Source organism: Xanthobacter flavus (genome assembly GCF_017875275.1).
GTDB lineage: Bacteria > Pseudomonadota > Alphaproteobacteria > Rhizobiales > Xanthobacteraceae > Xanthobacter > Xanthobacter flavus_A.
Map to the genome: position 1 here is coordinate 3,733,562 of NZ_JAGGML010000001.1, position 13,542 is coordinate 3,747,103.

The window sequence follows — 13,542 nt, forward strand, 5'->3', positions numbered from 1 at the left end:
GAACTCACCTCGCGTTCACGGCATCGGCGGCGACGCCTTCCGCCTCGAAATAGTCGGGATGCGCGGCGCCCAGATCCTCGACGCTGGGGAGGACCCGGCCGAGATGGGCCGCCATGGCCTTCTCCGCCCCGTCCGCGTCCCCCGCGCCAATGGCGTCGACCACGCTCTGGTGCTCGGCGATGACACTGGCGCGGCGCTGGGCGGATGGCAGGGTCAGGAGCCGGCAGCGGTCCACATGCACCTTCTCCTGCCGGATCACCCGCCAGATGTTGGGATGGCCGGCTATTTCGGCGATGATCTGGTGAAAGGCCTCGTCGGCGGCGTGGAACTCCGCCAGCGCGCCGGTTCGGTGGGTGGCGCGCTGCTGGCGCAAGGTGGCGAGAAGCGGCGCCATCACCACCCGGCGCGCCTTCTCCGGCAGCGTCGCCACATGGGCCGCCGCCTCGCGCACGCTGGTGCGCTCCAGCGCATTGCGGATGATCATGGCGTCGCGCACCTCCGGCACCGAGATGCGCGAAACGAAGGTGCCGTACTGGGGGAAGACGTCCACCAGGCGCTCGTCGGCGAGCTTCAGGATGGCCTCGCGCACCGGAGTGCGGCTGACGCCGTAGGCGAGCGCGATCTGTTTCTCCTGGAGCGGCGCGCCGGGTAGGAGGGTCATGGCCACGATGTCGTCGCGCAGGGCGGCGTGGATGCGTGACGACGCCGGCACGGCGCGGACATTCTCGCTGCGAAGCGCCGGCCTGCGCCTGAGATCCGCCCCTGTCGCCACCACCGTTTCAGCCTCCCGGACCGTCTGCCCGCTCTTGCGAGCTGTTTCATACTAATATATTAGCATATCGAGAGCGTCAACGAAGGCGCGGGCCCAAACGCGGCCATGAAATGGGTCGAGGAGACGTGCTCATGGGGATGGAGGCGGGCCTCGCGCCGCGCACCCTTCGGCTTTCTGCGAAGGACAATCTGGCCGTTGCGCTCGATGAGGTCGCGCCCGGCGGGGCCGTCGCCGGCGTCGTCGCCACGCAGCGCATCCCGCGCGGCCACAAGGTCGCCATCGAGCCCATTCCCGCCGGCGCGCCGGTGGTGAAATTCGGCCAGATCATCGGTTTCGCCAGCGCCGACATCGCCCCCGGCGCCCATATCCACACCCACAATGTGGTCCTGCACGATTTCGCCCGCGACTACGCCTTCGCCGCCGACGCCCATGACGACGCCCTGCTGCCCGAGGCGGAGCGCGCCCATTTCATGGGCTTTCGCCGCTCCAACGGACGCACGGGCACGCGCAATTATCTCGGCATCCTCACCAGCGTGAACTGCTCGGCCTCCGTGGCGCGGTTCGCGGCGCAGGCGGCGGAGCGCTCCGGCATCCTCGCCGACTTTCCCGGCATCGATGGCATCGTGCCCATCATCCACGGCACCGGCTGCGGCATGGCCTCCAAGGGCGAGGGCTATGACGTGCTCTCGCGCACCCTCTGGGGCTATGCGACCCACCCCAACTTCGCTGCCGTGGTGATGGTGGGGCTCGGCTGCGAGATGTTCCAGATCGCCCGCTTCAAGCAGGAATACGGGGTGGAGGAGGCGGACGGCTTCCGCACCCTCACCATCCAGGATGAGGGCGGCACGCGCCGGACGGTGGAGCACATCCTCGGCACGCTGAAGGAGATGGCGCCGCGCGCCGCCGCCGCGCGGCGGGAGGCGCGGCCGGCCTCCGAGATCGTGCTGGCGCTCCAGTGCGGCGGCTCGGATGGCTATTCGGCGCTCACCGCAAATCCCGCGCTCGGCGTCGCCTCGGATTTGCTGGTGGCGCACGGCGGCACGTCCATCCTCTCCGAGACGCCGGAAATCTACGGGGCCGAGCACCTGCTCACCCGCCGCGCCGCGACCCGCGAAGTGGGCGAGAAGCTGGTCGCCCGCATCAAATGGTGGGAGGAATACACCGCCCGCAATGCGGGGGAGATGAACAACAATCCCTCGCCGGGCAACAAGGCCGGCGGACTCACCACCATCCTGGAAAAGTCGCTCGGTGCCGCCGCCAAGGGGGGCTCCTCCACGCTGCGCGCGGTCTACGAATATGCCGAGCCGGTGACGGATGCCGGCTTCGTCTTCATGGATACGCCCGGCTACGATCCGGTGGCGGCCACCGGGCAGGTGGCCGGCGGGGCGAACGTGATCTGCTTCACCACAGGGCGCGGTTCCGCCTTCGGCGCCAAGCCCACCCCGTCCATCAAGCTCGCCACCAATTCCGACATCTATCGCCGGATGGAAGAGGACATGGACATCAATTGCGGCGACGTGCTCGACGGCGTGTCGCTGGAGGACAAGGGCCGCGAGATCTTCGAGAAGGTGCTGGCCGTTGCCTCCGGCGCCCACACCAAGTCGGAGGAACTGGGCTACGGCGATGCCGAGTTCGTGCCCTGGCAGATCGGCGCGGTGATGTGATGGCGGCCGCCCGCGCGCTATTCGAACAATTCGGGATGCTCGGCCTCCATGCGGGGCAGCGCGCGCAGGATTTCGCCGAGATGGGCCCGCATGGCCGCCTCGGCTGCGTCGGGATCGCGGATGTCGATGGCCGCCATGATGGCCTGGTGCTGGGCGACCAGCGGCAGCATGGCGTCCGGCCCCATGAGCGAGAGATGGCAGGCGCGGTCCATGTGGGCCTTGATGTCGCTCACCGCCTCCCACGCCAGCGGGCAGCCGGCGCCCTCGCTCAGGGCGACGTGGAACAGTTCATCATAGCGCTGGAAGGCGAGATGGTCGCCGCGGGTGGCCATGGTCTCCTGCGCGTCCAGCAGGTCGCAGATGCGCCGGCGGGCCTCGGCGTCGAAATTCTCGGCGGCGCGGCGGGCGACCGCGCATTCCACCGCCTCGCGGATGAACCGCGCCTGCATGAGCTTGCGGACGGAAATCTTGACCACCACGGTGCCCCGCTGCGGCAGGATTTCCACGAAGCGCGTGCGGGCAAGGCCGATCAGAGCCTCCCGCACGGGTTGGCGGGAAACGCCATAGCGGGCCGCGATCTCGTGCTCGGACAGCCGGGTGCCCGGCGCCAGCTCGAGCCCGATGATGGCGCGTCGCAGCTCTGCCTCCAGGCGATGGGCGGCCGACCCGTGCGGCGCAGTCTTTACGGCATACATGCGCTTGAAACCCCGTTACATACCGATATATACTACCATACAAGCTTGCCGCCAATCTCCGGCGCCTGACCGGAGAGGGCAGCGGATCGCATATGAGATCCCAACACGAACAGGCCGAAACGGCCAAAGGCCAAATGGCCCCGACCGACAATAGGGAGAACGCCCCATGCTGACCCGACGCCAAGTGACCTCCTGTGTGACATCCTGCGCCGTCGCCCTGGCGCTTTCGGCGCTGCCGGCCCTGCCGGCGATGGCCCAGACCACGCTGCGCTCCGCCGACATCCATCCCGACGGCTATCCCACCGTCGATTCGGTGAAGTATTTCGGCGAGATCATCGAGAAGAAGTCCAACGGCAAGTACAAGGTGCAGGTGTTCTCCTCCGGCCAGCTGGGCGGCGAGAAGGACACCATCGAGCAGACGCGCTTCGGCGTCATCGACCTCAACCGCGTCAACACCGCGCCGTTCAACAACCTGATCCCCGAGACGGCGGTGCTCGGCATGCCGTTCCTGTTCCGCTCCACCGATCACATGTACAAGGTGGTGGACGGGCCGATCGGCGCGGAAATCGCCAAGGCTTTCGAGCCGCACGGCCTCGTGGTGCTGGGCTTCTTCGATTCCGGCGCCCGCTCCATGTACAATTCCAAGAAGCCCATCAAGACGCTCGACGACATGAAGGGCATGAAGATCCGCGTCCAGCAGTCGGACCTCTTCATCGGCATGATCAACGCCCTCGGCGCCAATGCGACGCCCATGCCTTTCGGCGAGCTTTACTCCGCGTTGCAGACCGGCCTCGTGGACGGGGCGGAGAACAACTACCCGTCCTATGATTCCGTGAAGCATTACGAGGTGGCGAAATACTATTCGCTCACCGAACATTCGCTGGCACCGGAGGTGTTCGTGATGTCGAAGCGCGCCTTCGACAAGCTGAGCGCCGAGGACCAGAAGATCTTCAAGGAAGCTGGCCTCGAGGCGACCAAGAAGATGCGTGAGCTATGGGCCAAGCGCGATCAGGAATCCAGGGATCGGGTGGTCAAGGGCGGCGCCATCATCAACGAGGTGGACAAGAAGCCCTTCATCGATGCGATGAAGCCGGTCTACGACAAGTTCGTGACCACCGACAAGATGAAGGACCTCGTCGCCCGCATCCGCGCGGTGAACTGAGGGCGCGGCACCGGCCGGGCCTCGTCGGACCGGCCTTTCCGGAAGGCGCAGCGGCATGAACATCCAGTCCAGCGATCGTTCCAGGAGCGGCGGGGAGGGCGCAGCGCCGGCTCCGCTGCTCGTGCTGAGGCGCGTGGTGCGCCTCCTGTCGGCGATCGCGCTGTGGATTTCCGGCGCCGGGCTCGTCGCCATGACGGCGGCGGTGTTCTGGCAGGTGATCGGCCGCTATGTGCTGAACGCCTCGCCGAGCTGGACCGAGCCGCTGTCGCTGCTGCTCATGAGCTGGTTCATCCTGCTCGGCGCGGCGGTGGGCGTGCGCGAGAACATGCATCTCGGCTTCGAGATCGGCCTTCATTTCGCCCCGCCGCCGGTGCGGCGCGCCATGGAGATCACCACCCATCTCCTCGTCATGGGCTTCGGCGCGGCCATGGCCTGGTACGGCTGGGACCTCGCCATGGGCACATGGAGCGCCAAGATGGCGGGTGTGGACCTGCCGCAGGGCGTCGACTACCTGCCCCTGGTGGGGGGCGGCGCGCTCATCTGCCTGTTTTCGTTCGAGCGGCTCCTCACCGACCTCACCGAGGGTCGGGTGCCCGAGGTGCCGCTCGCCCATGTCCACACCGTGGAATGACGCCGGACCAGACCCATGGCCATCACCATCCTCTTCGGCGTCTTCGCCCTGCTCCTCCTCATCGGTACCCCGGTGGCCTTCTGCCTCGGCCTCGCCTCGCTCGCGACCGTGCTTTATCTCGATCTGCCGCCGGTGGTGGTGTTCCAGCAGCTGAATTCCGGCATGAACGCCTTTTCCATGCTGGCCATTCCCTTCTTCATCTTCGCCGGTGACCTGATGATGCGCGGCGGCATCGCCGACCGGCTGATCGGCATGGCGGCGAGCCTTGTGGGGCATCTGCGCGGCGGCCTGGGCCAGGTGAACGTGGTGGCCTCCACCCTGTTCGGCGGCATTTCCGGTTCGGCGGTGGCGGACGCCTCGGCCATCGGCGGCATCATGATCCCGCAGATGGCGCGCCACGGCTACGCCAAGGACTATGCGGTCAACGTGACGGTGAATTCGGCCATCATCGCGCTGATGATCCCGCCGTCGCACAACATGATCATCTATTCGCTTTCGGCCGGTGGCACGATCTCCATCGCCGACCTGTTCACCGCGGGCATCATGCCGGGCATCCTGCTCGCCGCGGCGATGATGATTACGGCCTATGTGGTGGCGCGCCGGCGCGGCTACCCGGCGGGCACCTTCCCGGGCTGGTATGGCGTGCTGCGCGCCGTGGTGGCGGCCATTCCCGGCATCATGCTGATCGGCATCATCTTCGGCGGCGTGCGCTCGGGCATCTTCACCGCGACGGAAAGCTCCTGCATCGCCGTCATCTACGCGCTGCTGGTGACCACGCTGGTCTACCGCGAGATGGACTGGCCGGGCTTCATCGAGGCGACGCTGGGGGCGGTGCGCACCACGGCCATGGTGCTGCTCGTCATCGGCACGGCCGCGTCCTTCGGCTGGCTCATGGCCTTCCTGCAGGTGCCGAAGGCCACCATCGAGATGATGCAGGCGGTCTCCTCCAACCCCTACGTCATCCTGCTCCTCATCAACATCATCCTGCTCATCCTCGGCACCTTCATGGACATGGCGCCGATGATCATCATCTGCACGCCGATCTTCCTGCCGCTGGTGAAGGCCTTCGGCATCGATCCCGTGCATTTCGGGGTAATCCTCATCCTCAACGCCGGCATCGGGCTGAACACGCCGCCCGTGGGCTCGGTGCTGTTCGTGGGGTGCGCGGTGGGCAAGATCACCATCGGCGAGGCGATGAAGACCATCTGGCCCTTCTTCGGCGCTTCCATCGCGGTGCTGATGATCGTCACCTACGTGCCCGCCGTGTCGCTCTGGCTGCCGGCTGTGTTCCGCTAGAGCACACGCCGATCTGATCGCATCGCAATCAGATCGGATCCCGCATTCTCTTTCTCAGTGTTGGAAGCGATTCACCGATCAAGTTGGTTCAGCATGATCGGATCTCGTTCCAGACACCCATCCCGCGAGATCTGCCCCATGATGATCGATGTCCGCCATGTCCACCACCAGGACGCCACCCGTGGTTTCGACACCGAGGCGCTGAGGCGCAACTATCTGGTGGAGCGATTGTTCGAGCCCGGCCTGGTGCTGCTCACCTACAGCCATGTGGAGCGCTTCGTCATCGGCGGGGCGATGCCCGTCACCGTGCCGCTGGCGCTGGAGAGCGACAAGGCGACCATCGGCTCGCCCCACTTCCTCGACCGGCGGGAGCTGGGCGTCTTCAACATCGGCGGCCCCGGCAAGGTGAGCGTCGATGGCGTTTCCCACGCCCTCGGGCACCGGGACGCGATCTATGTGCCCATGGGCACGAAGGAGGTGCTGTTCACCTCCGACAGCGCCGACGCGCCGGCCCGCTACTACCTGCTCTCCACCCCCGCCCATGCGCGCTACGAGACCAAGGTGGTGCGCGTGGCGGAGGCGAAGAAGATGCTGCTCGGCGATGTCGCCACCGCCAACCGCCGCACCATCTACCAGATGATCCATCCGGACGTGGTGACCTCCTGCCAATTGGTCATGGGCATGACCCAGCTGGACGAGGGCAATGTGTGGAACACCATGCCCTGCCACGTCCACGACCGGCGCTCGGAGGTCTATCTCTATTTCGATCTCACGGCCGACGCCCGCGTCATCCATCTCATGGGCGAGCCGGACCAGACGCGTCATATCGTGGTGGCGGACGGGCAGGCGGTGATCTCCCCGCCATGGTCCATCCATTCCGGCTGCGGCACCCGCGCCTATACCTTCATCTGGGGCATGGGCGGCGACAATATCGACTATACGGACATGGACATGGTTGCCATGGACCAACTGAAGTGACTGAGGTGACCTTGTTCGATCTCTCCGGCCGCAGGGCCGTCGTCACCGGCGCCAATACAGGCCTCGGCCAGGCCATCTGCATCGCGCTCGCCGCCGCAGGCGCCGGCGTGGTGGGGGTCGGCCGCTCCGCCATGGACGAGACGGCCGCCTTGGTGGCGGCCGCCGGCGGCAGCTTCACCGCCGTCGCCGCCGACCTCGGCACGCTCCAGCCCATCGACCGCATCGTCTCCGAGGCGGAGAGCGGCGGGCGCGTCGATATTCTCGTCAACAATGCCGGCATCATCCGCCGTGCCGACGCCCTCGACTTTTCCGAAAAGGATTGGGACGAGGTGATGGACGTGAACCTCAAGTCCACCTTCTTCCTCACCCAGGCGTTCGCGCGGCGGATGCTGGCGGATGGCAAGGGCGGCAAGGTCGTCAACATCGCCTCGCTGCTCTCCTTTCAGGGCGGCATCCGCATTCCGTCCTACACGGCGAGCAAGAGCGGCCTTGCCGGCCTCACGCGCCTCCTCGCCTGCGAATGGGCGGCGAAGGGCATCAATGTGAACGCCATCGCCCCGGGCTACTTCGTGACCAACAACACCGAGGCCCTGCGCGCGGACGCGGACCGCAACGCCGCCATTCTCGGCCGCATCCCGGCGGGCCGCTGGGGCGAGCCGGGCGACATCGGCGGTGCTGCGGTGTTCCTCTCGTCGCGGGCGGCGGATTATGTGCATGGTATCGTGCTGCCGGTGGACGGCGGCTGGCTGGCGCGCTGATGGGGATTGCTGCGGCGGACCCCGCCCGGCGGCAGGATGGGAGAGAGCATGAGCGAGAAGGGCAATGTCTTCGCCTTCGCCGAGACCACGCCGGTCGAGGTGTTGGACGAAGTGGTGAGCCGGCAGATCCTCACCTTCAACGACGAGATCATGCTGGTTCGCGTCATCGCCCGCGCACCGGGGCCCATGGGCGTGCCGCATAGCCATCCCCATGTGCAGATCACCAGCGTGGAGAGCGGCGTTTTCGAGCTGACCATCGGCGGGCGTACGGAGCGCCTGAAGGCGGGGGACAGCTTCTATGTGCCGTCCGGCGTTCACCACGGGGCCGTCTGCCTCGAGCCCGGGGTGCTGGTGGACGTGTTCACGCCCATGCGCGCGGATTTCCTGAAGCCCGCGTGAGGCTCATGTCCCGGCGGCGGCAGCGAGCTTCGTTGCGAGGCTAGGGCCGTCGCCCGCGATGCGGAAGGTCTTCACCCGCGCGGTCGCGCCCGAGGTGAGGCGCACCTGCGATACGGCGACGCCCGCCGCCGCTGCGACGACCTTGGCCACCGCAGCCGTGGCGGCGCCATCCTCCGGCGCCACCCTGACCCGCACCTTCAGCACCTCACGGCCATCCGAGAGGGCGGCGACGCCATCTACCGCATCGCGCCCGCCGCGCGGCGTCGCCCGCACCGTGACCTCCACGCCGTCCGGCATGACGCGCACGAAGGACGGGGCGGGGGCCACGGCAGCCGGCTCAGAACACGTAGGGGTAGATGTAGTAGGCGATGACCTGCTGCAGGAAGAAGATGAGGAGAATCAGCACCATCGGCGACAGGTCGATGCCGCCGAGATTGGGCAGCACGTTGCGGATGGGCGCAAGCAACGGTTCCGTCACCCGGAACAGGAACTCGCCGACGTTCCGAACGAACGAATTATACGAATTGACCACGTTGAATGCGACGAGCCAGGACAGCACGGCCGCGGCGATGAGAATCCAGACATAGAGCTGGAGGACGACCAGGATAACGTCGAGCAGGGCGCGCATCGTCGGAAGGATCCCCGGGGAAGTGGCGTGCCAGCAATAGCGCCAGCAGCCCCTTCGGAACAAGGCCGGCCGCCCACGCCCGGCCCTGGCCGGCTGCGTCAGCCGGTCGCGTCCGGGTCCTGCGGCTTGTCCGGATCGGGCAGGGCGCCCGCACCCGGCGTCTTCTCCGGATCGGTCAGCTGCGGCTTGGCATGCGGGCCGGCCGCGGGTTTCTGGCGCTGCGCATCCTGCCGGCGCTCATCTGCGGCATCTGCGGCCGGTTGCCCCTGGGGGGCGTTTTCGTTCTTCTGCGCCATTGCGACGTGGGGTTCCATGGCAGCCTCCATGATGTGACCATGATTTGAGGACAACGCTCCCCGCTCAGTTCCGTTGCAGCGGCGCCTCGCCTTACGGCAGGGCACGCGACGGGATTTCGTTCGTGCCGCATCCCGAGCGTGATGCGGCGACATTGACGTGCCGCCTTGACTTGCCCGCGCGGCAAAGGCAGCTTCCCGCCGCTTTAGGGGGCGCGACCTCCTCAAACCTCACGGAACCTCATGCGCAGCTATCTGGACTTCGAGAAGCCGGTTGCCGAACTCGAGGCCAAGGTGGAAGAGCTGCGTGCGCTCTCCTCTTCGGGCGACGGCGTGGTCATCACGGACGAGGTCCTTAAGCTCGAAGGCAAGGCGCGCGACGCCCTTGTCGCACTTTATGCGAATCTTACGCCCTGGCAGAAGACGCTGGTGGCCCGCCATCCGCAGCGGCCGCATTTCGCCGACTTCGCCCGCGGCCTGTTCGAGGATTTCACCCCGCTCGCCGGCGACCGCAAGTTCGGCGAGGACGAGGCCATCATCGGCGGCTTCGCCCGCTTCCGGGGTGAGGCGGTGTGTGTGCTGGGCCACGAGAAGGGCTCCTCCACCGAGACCCGCATCCGGCACAATTTCGGCATGGCCCGCCCCGAGGGCTATCGCAAGGCCGCCCGTATCATGGAACTGGCCGACCGCTTCGGCGTGCCCATGATCTCGCTGGTGGACACCGCCGGCGCCTATCCCGGCATCGGCGCCGAGGAGCGCGGGCAGGCCGAGGCCATCGCCCGCTCCACCGACGCCTGTCTCGCACTTTCCGCTCCCAACGTCGCCCTCATCATCGGCGAGGGCGGCTCTGGCGGGGCCATCGCCATCGCCACCGCCAACAAGGTGCTGATGATGGAGCACGCCATCTACAGCGTCATCTCGCCGGAAGGCGCGGCCTCCATCCTGTGGCGGGATACCGCCAAGGCGCAGGATGCGGCCACCAACATGAAGATCACCGCGCAGGACCTGCTGCGGTTCGGCGTCATCGACGGCATCGTGAAGGAGCCGGCCGGCGGCGCGCATCGCGACGCGGATGCGGCCATCGCCGCGGCGGGCGACGCCATCGCCGATGCGCTGTCCTCCCTCGCCGGCCTCGACGGTCCCCAGGTGCGCAAGGCGCGGCGCGACAAGTTCCTCGCCATCGGCCGTTCGCTGTGATCGGGGCCGCGGTTTCGCGGCCACAGGGGTAAGGATTCCTTAACCATGGCGCTGCGGCAGAGGGGATCGGCAACCGAACTTCCCCATCTTGGCCGCATTTGCCTTATTTTCTCCATCGGGCCGGAGCGGCGTTGATAACGTCGCATCAAGGGGGACCGGTTAGCCTTCCCGGCCTGTTTGGCCGATCCGGACCCGGGAGTTTCGCGTTGAGCCGCTTCGCCATGAGCCGTCCGATGACGACCCTCTCCTCGCGCTTCACGGCGCGGCTGCGCATGGCCGCCCTCGCCGGCTGCGCGGCGCTGGCCCTCGCCGGCTGCAACGCCACCGATTCCGAGGTCGCGCGCAAGGCCAACAAGCCGCTCTCGCCCGAGATGGTGTCGCTGCTGGCCAAGAAGGACATGGCGCCGTCGACGCCCATCCTCGTGCGCATCTTCAAGCAGGAATCGGAGCTGGAGGTCTGGAAGGTCACCTCAGAGGGCAATTATGCCCTGCTGAAGACCTATCCCATCTGCCGCTGGTCCGGCGAGCTTGGTCCAAAGGTGGGCACAGGCGACCGGCAGGCACCGGAAGGCTTCTACACCATCACGCCCGGCCAGATGAACCCGAACTCCAGCTATTATCTGGCGTTCAACCTCGGCTTCCCCAACGCCTATGACAAGTCCTACGGCCGTACCGGCGACTTCCTGATGGTGCATGGCGACTGCTCGTCCTCGGGCTGCTACGCCATGACAGACGACCAGATTTCCGAGATCTTCTCCCTCGCCCGCGAGAGTTTCGCCGGCGGGCAGCGTGCCTTCCAGGTGCAGGCCTATCCCTTCCGGATGACGGCGAAGAACCTCGCGCGCTACCGCAACAACCCCAACATGGCCTTCTGGCGCAACCTGAAGCAGGGCTACGACCATTTCGAGGTGACGAAGCAGGAGCCCAAGGTGTCGGTTTGCAACCGCACCTACGTGTTCGACGCGACGCCCGCGCCTGGCCGGGCCTTCGAGCCTGCCATGGCCTGCCCGCCCTATCAGGTGCCGGAGCAGATCGCCTCTGCGGTGGCCACCAAGCAGCGGTCCGACGATGCGCAGGTGGCCGCGCTCTCCACCAGCTCGCCGGTCGCTCCGGTCAAGACCGGCGCCGATGGCGGCATGCATCCCATCTTCCTTGCCAAGCTCAAGGAACGCGAGACCGGCCAGCTGTCCTACACCCAGGCGCCCGGCCGACTGCCGGAATATGTGAACCCGCCGAAGGAGACGCCGGCCAAGCTCCAGGCCGATGCGCTTCTGCGCGCCGACGAAGGCGATGGCGCCCCGGCCAGCACGGGCTCTGTGGCGGCTCCGGCAGATCCCGCCAATCCGGCCGCTTCCGGCGCCAAGCCCCAGCCGGTGGTCACCGCAGCGGCAAAGCCCGTCGCCGCCTCGGCGTCCGGCACGCTCAACGCGGCAACCACTGCCACCGGCGCCTCGCGTTGACATAAAGGGGGACGGAGTGCCGGACGTCACCTCGTCCCAACTGGCGGTCCTGCTCCGCCCGGAGCACCTGACCCGGGTGGTGGATATCGGCGCGAACCCCATCGACGGCGATCCGCCCTACAAGCCGCTTCTCGCCCGGCGCCTCTGCCGCGTCATCGGCTTCGAGCCCCAGCCCGAGGCGCTGGCCCGGCTCGATGCGGCAAAGAGCGATCTGGAGACCTACCTGCCGCACGCCGTGGGCGATGGGCAGCGCCGCACGCTTCACATCTGTGCCGCCTCCGGCATGACAAGCCTGCTGGAGCCCGACGCCCACGTCCTCTCCCATTTCCCCGGCCTCGCGGATTGGGCGCGCGTGCTGGACCGCCGGCAGGTGGACACCGTCGCCCTCTCGGCCGTGCCGGAGATCGACGGCATCGAGATGCTCAAGATGGACCTCCAGGGCGGCGAGCGCGCGGTGCTGGAGGGCGCGGGCGATACCCTGGCCGAGACGGTCTGCATCCAGCTCGAAGTGTCTTTCGTGCCGCTCTACAAGGGGCAGGCACCCTACGGGGAGATGGACCTCGCGCTGCGCGCGCGCGGGTTCATTCCCCATATGATGGCATCCACCAGCCGGCGGATGATCCTTCCCCTGCGGGGACCCGACGTCTACGCCGCGCTGAATCAGCTGGTGGAGGGCGATGCGGTCTATGTGCGCAACTTCCTCGAGCCGGACGGCATGACGGCCGAGCAGCTCAAGCACCTCGTGCTTATCGCGCACTATTGCTATCGCTCGTTCGATCTCGCCCTGAACGGCCTCCACCATCTCGCGCGACGCGGAGCGGTGCCGGCCGATGCGCCGGCGCAGTACATGGGCATCGTCCAGGCCGGCGGCTGATCGCGACCCGGCCACGGCCTTGCCCATGGCCGATGGTTCAGCCTACGCTTTTCCACGCCGCGGGGGCGCGGGCTGGGGGAGGCGGGGCATGGGGCATGATGCGTGGTGCCGGCGGATCGCGGCACTCACGGCCGTCGTCGGCTGGTTCGCCCTGATCCTCCAGCTCGTCATCGTGGTGCAGAAGATGGCGGCCATCGGCCAGGGGTTCGGCCCGGCCCTGTGGCGTTTCCTCGGCTTCTTCACCGTCCTCACCAATCTGGGCGTCGCCATCGTCGCCACCGAGATCGCGCTCGGCGGACTGCATGCCCTCACCGGGGCGCGGGCGCGGCTGACGACGGTGGTTTCCATCGTGCTGGTGGGCATCATCTATGCCCTGCTGCTGCGGCACGTCTGGAACCCGGAGGGCGCGCAGCTCCTCGCCGACCGGCTGCTGCATCAGGCGGTGCCGGTGCTGTTCCTGATCGTCTGGCTGGTGGGGCCGCATGGGCGGCTGCGATTGGCCGATACCGTGTGGGCCATGGCGCCGCCGCTGGCCTATCTCGTCTATGCGCTGGCGCGGGGCGAGGCGGACGGCTGGTATGCCTACTGGTTTCTCGACCCGGCCAAGCTTGGCGCCGAGAAGATGGCCCAGAACGCCGTGGCACTGGCGCTGGTGTTCTGCGCCACCGCGCGGCTCTTCATCGGGATCGACCGGGCCATCGGCCACCGGCGCGGCTGAACCGCCGCGCCGTCACG

The 13,542-nt window shown here is 67.4% G+C and carries 16 protein-coding genes; 11 read left to right on the plus strand and 5 right to left on the minus strand.

From position 1 onward, the window contains the following. Positions 1–4: 4 nt before the first annotated feature. Positions 5–712, minus strand: coding sequence for a GntR family transcriptional regulator (locus J2126_RS17685; RefSeq protein ID WP_348634330.1), 708 nt, complete (start codon positions 710–712; stop codon positions 5–7). Between the two features lie 197 nt (positions 713–909). Here J2126_RS17685 and J2126_RS17690 point away from each other — a divergent pair, with 197 nt between their 5' ends. Further along, the gene (locus J2126_RS17690; protein WP_209490287.1) at positions 910–2,436 is read left to right on the plus strand and encodes a UxaA family hydrolase; all 1,527 of its coding nucleotides are present in this window, start codon (positions 910–912) and stop codon (positions 2,434–2,436) included. Between the two features lie 17 nt (positions 2,437–2,453). Here the strand turns inward: J2126_RS17690 and J2126_RS17695 are convergent, their stop codons facing one another. Then, on the minus strand, positions 2,454–3,131 hold the full coding sequence (locus tag J2126_RS17695; RefSeq protein ID WP_209488177.1) for a GntR family transcriptional regulator: 678 nt from the start codon (positions 3,129–3,131) through the stop codon (positions 2,454–2,456). 166 nt (positions 3,132–3,297) lie between these two features. Between J2126_RS17695 and J2126_RS17700 the strand changes: the two genes are divergently transcribed. From J2126_RS17700 to J2126_RS17725, 6 genes are all read left to right on the plus strand, one after another. Continuing rightward, positions 3,298–4,293 (plus strand): TRAP transporter substrate-binding protein, encoded by a 996-nt coding sequence (locus J2126_RS17700; RefSeq protein WP_209488178.1) that lies wholly within the window; start codon positions 3,298–3,300, stop codon positions 4,291–4,293. Between the two features lie 55 nt (positions 4,294–4,348). After that, the gene (locus J2126_RS17705) at positions 4,349–4,924 is read left to right on the plus strand and encodes a TRAP transporter small permease (protein ID WP_209488179.1); all 576 of its coding nucleotides are present in this window, start codon (positions 4,349–4,351) and stop codon (positions 4,922–4,924) included. Between the two features lie 15 nt (positions 4,925–4,939). Beyond that, positions 4,940–6,220, plus strand: a complete 1,281-nt coding sequence (locus tag J2126_RS17710) for a TRAP transporter large permease (RefSeq protein ID WP_209488180.1) — start codon at positions 4,940–4,942, stop codon at positions 6,218–6,220. Positions 6,221–6,358: 138 nt separating this feature from the next. After that, complete coding sequence (gene kduI / locus J2126_RS17715; RefSeq protein WP_209488181.1) at positions 6,359–7,198, plus strand: 5-dehydro-4-deoxy-D-glucuronate isomerase; 840 nt, start codon at positions 6,359–6,361, stop codon at positions 7,196–7,198. Positions 7,199–7,203: 5 nt separating this feature from the next. After that, positions 7,204–7,956, plus strand: coding sequence for a 2-dehydro-3-deoxy-D-gluconate 5-dehydrogenase KduD (gene kduD / locus J2126_RS17720; RefSeq protein WP_348634407.1), 753 nt, complete (start codon positions 7,204–7,206; stop codon positions 7,954–7,956). A gap of 48 nt (positions 7,957–8,004) precedes the next feature. Beyond that, positions 8,005–8,355, plus strand: coding sequence for a cupin domain-containing protein (locus tag J2126_RS17725; protein WP_209488183.1), 351 nt, complete (start codon positions 8,005–8,007; stop codon positions 8,353–8,355). A gap of 3 nt (positions 8,356–8,358) precedes the next feature. On the opposite strand, the gene J2126_RS17730 is transcribed toward J2126_RS17725, so the two are convergent. From J2126_RS17730 to J2126_RS17740, 3 genes are all read right to left on the minus strand, one after another. Next, positions 8,359–8,652, minus strand: a complete 294-nt coding sequence (locus tag J2126_RS17730; protein ID WP_209490289.1) for a DUF167 family protein — start codon at positions 8,650–8,652, stop codon at positions 8,359–8,361. A 40-nt stretch (positions 8,653–8,692) separates the two neighbouring features. After that, positions 8,693–8,983, minus strand: coding sequence for a YggT family protein (locus tag J2126_RS17735; RefSeq protein ID WP_209488184.1), 291 nt, complete (start codon positions 8,981–8,983; stop codon positions 8,693–8,695). Positions 8,984–9,081: 98 nt separating this feature from the next. Further along, entirely contained in the window at positions 9,082–9,297 is a 216-nt protein-coding gene (locus J2126_RS17740) for a hypothetical protein (RefSeq protein ID WP_245327429.1), read from the minus strand. Positions 9,298–9,519: 222 nt separating this feature from the next. Here J2126_RS17740 and J2126_RS17745 point away from each other — a divergent pair, with 222 nt between their 5' ends. The 4 genes from J2126_RS17745 (at position 9,520) to J2126_RS17760 (ending at position 13,525) form a co-directional block, all read left to right on the plus strand. After that, entirely contained in the window at positions 9,520–10,473 is a 954-nt protein-coding gene (locus J2126_RS17745; RefSeq protein ID WP_209488185.1) for an acetyl-CoA carboxylase carboxyltransferase subunit alpha, read from the plus strand. Between the two features lie 233 nt (positions 10,474–10,706). Then, positions 10,707–11,933 carry a L,D-transpeptidase family protein gene (locus J2126_RS17750; RefSeq protein ID WP_209488186.1) on the plus strand — a complete coding sequence of 409 codons (1,227 nt, stop codon included), beginning with the start codon at positions 10,707–10,709 and terminating at the stop codon, positions 11,931–11,933. Between the two features lie 16 nt (positions 11,934–11,949). Continuing rightward, positions 11,950–12,807: an FkbM family methyltransferase gene (locus J2126_RS17755; RefSeq protein WP_209488187.1), complete on the plus strand. Its 858-nt coding sequence runs from the start codon at positions 11,950–11,952 to the stop codon at positions 12,805–12,807. A gap of 88 nt (positions 12,808–12,895) precedes the next feature. Next, on the plus strand, positions 12,896–13,525 hold the full coding sequence (locus tag J2126_RS17760) for a Pr6Pr family membrane protein (protein ID WP_209488188.1): 630 nt from the start codon (positions 12,896–12,898) through the stop codon (positions 13,523–13,525). The last annotated feature ends 17 nt before the right edge of the window (positions 13,526–13,542 follow it).

Coding starts and splice junctions, on each gene's coding strand:
- J2126_RS17735 (WP_209488184.1), bottom strand. CDS start 8,983: ATGCGCGCCCTGCTCGACGTTATCCTGGTCGTCCTCCAGCTCTATGTC.
- J2126_RS17750 (WP_209488186.1), top strand. CDS start 10,707: ATGACGACCCTCTCCTCGCGCTTCACGGCGCGGCTGCGCATGGCCGCC.
- kduI (WP_209488181.1), top strand. CDS start 6,359: ATGATGATCGATGTCCGCCATGTCCACCACCAGGACGCCACCCGTGGT.
- J2126_RS17760 (WP_209488188.1), top strand. CDS start 12,896: ATGGGGCATGATGCGTGGTGCCGGCGGATCGCGGCACTCACGGCCGTC.
- J2126_RS17740 (WP_245327429.1), bottom strand. CDS start 9,297: ATGGAACCCCACGTCGCAATGGCGCAGAAGAACGAAAACGCCCCCCAG.
- J2126_RS17710 (WP_209488180.1), top strand. CDS start 4,940: ATGGCCATCACCATCCTCTTCGGCGTCTTCGCCCTGCTCCTCCTCATC.
- J2126_RS17700 (WP_209488178.1), top strand. CDS start 3,298: ATGCTGACCCGACGCCAAGTGACCTCCTGTGTGACATCCTGCGCCGTC.
- J2126_RS17690 (WP_209490287.1), top strand. CDS start 910: ATGGAGGCGGGCCTCGCGCCGCGCACCCTTCGGCTTTCTGCGAAGGAC.
- J2126_RS17695 (WP_209488177.1), bottom strand. CDS start 3,131: ATGTATGCCGTAAAGACTGCGCCGCACGGGTCGGCCGCCCATCGCCTG.
- J2126_RS17705 (WP_209488179.1), top strand. CDS start 4,349: ATGAACATCCAGTCCAGCGATCGTTCCAGGAGCGGCGGGGAGGGCGCA.
- J2126_RS17730 (WP_209490289.1), bottom strand. CDS start 8,652: ATGCCGGACGGCGTGGAGGTCACGGTGCGGGCGACGCCGCGCGGCGGG.
- J2126_RS17725 (WP_209488183.1), top strand. CDS start 8,005: ATGAGCGAGAAGGGCAATGTCTTCGCCTTCGCCGAGACCACGCCGGTC.
- J2126_RS17745 (WP_209488185.1), top strand. CDS start 9,520: ATGCGCAGCTATCTGGACTTCGAGAAGCCGGTTGCCGAACTCGAGGCC.